This is a genomic window from Plantactinospora sp. A48 (genome assembly GCF_055793945.1).
In genome coordinates, this window is sequence record NZ_JBTIXF010000136.1 from 1 (window position 1) to 1,304 (window position 1,304).

The window sequence follows — 1,304 nt, forward strand, 5'->3', positions numbered from 1 at the left end:
GGTGCTCGGGGCAAACCTGCTCGTCAACTGGCACCGGGGATGGTTCGATCAAGCAGATAGGGCTGTCGAGACGCCCCGGCCCGCCGCGACACACGACCCCGACTTCGCGACCTACCTCGGTGCTCAGCTCGAATACTGGCGGCTGCTCTTCGAACGGGTGGGTCCGCCCCTCGGCCCCGATCCGGCGGAGGCGTTCCAAACACTCGCCGGGCATTCCTGGATCGGTGGCTGGGCCAGCTTCTTCTCCGGCGTCACCCTGGAGAACCTGCACGAGGACCCGACCACCGCCGCCGACTGGTACGTCCGCGCCCTGGAACGCGCGCGGGCCGATGGCGACCGCCTACTGGAGTCGTACGCCGTACGGCACCAGGGCGCCCAGGCGATGGACGCCGGCGACCGCGATACCGGGTTGGCACTGTTGCGGCGATCGCTGGACCTGCGCGCGGAACTCGGGGCCCGGCCGCAGACCGCGGCGGCACAGGCCGCGCTGGCCCAGTTCCTCGGCGACGACCCCGAGGCCAGCGAGCTGCGAACCGCCTCCGAGAAGACCGCCCTCGAACTGGACCTGACCTGGTTGAAGCCCGACCCGGACACCGCCTGACACCCCGGTGGTGATCTGACCGGACTCCACGCTGGCAGGACTCCCACGCTTCGTGGATGACCGGACACAACGATCATCGCCTCAACTCGCCACTTCAGGTCGAATGTCCGGTATGCAACCATCCATCCTCAGCGTCGTCAACGATCGTGGATGATTGGTGCCCCCAGAGGGGCAGCAGGAATCCACGATCACTCGGTCACCGCCAGGAACCGAGCCAGCTGTCCGCTATCCACCCGCGCATCCCAAGCGCTCCCAGCCGAAACCGTGATCGACACGGCGATATGTCCGGATCTGCGGAATCGGTGGTTGGCCCACACGGTTATACCGGCGTACGACCACAGCACCACGAGCGCAGGGCAGGACTCTTCCCAGCCGCCCGTCGGGAACATCGCTCAACGGCCGGCCGTTACACCGGGACCGGCCAACCAGCCGCCCCAGGCGGGAACATCCTCCGGCCCCGAACGTTGTACCCGGCCACGGCGCCAGCCCACCAGCAAGGCGCCCCACCACCGGGAACATCCCCCGGCCCCAGACGTTGTACTCGGTCCCGCAGCCCACCACGCGGACCAGCCCGTGACAGGCGCCCCCCGACCCCCTACCGCCGACCCACCCCCACAGGCCGGCGCGTACCCCCGGATGAAAGGCGATCAACCATGACCACCTTCACCCGCATCCTCCCCAACAGCATCCGCACCCCCATCCT

The 1,304-nt window shown here is 68.6% G+C and carries 1 pseudogene; it reads left to right on the forward strand.

What is annotated here, in order from left to right:
- Positions 1 to 601: pseudogene (locus ACXN5W_RS30300) on the forward strand (hypothetical protein); the annotation flags it as partial.
- Positions 602 to 1,304 lie beyond the last annotated feature (703 nt).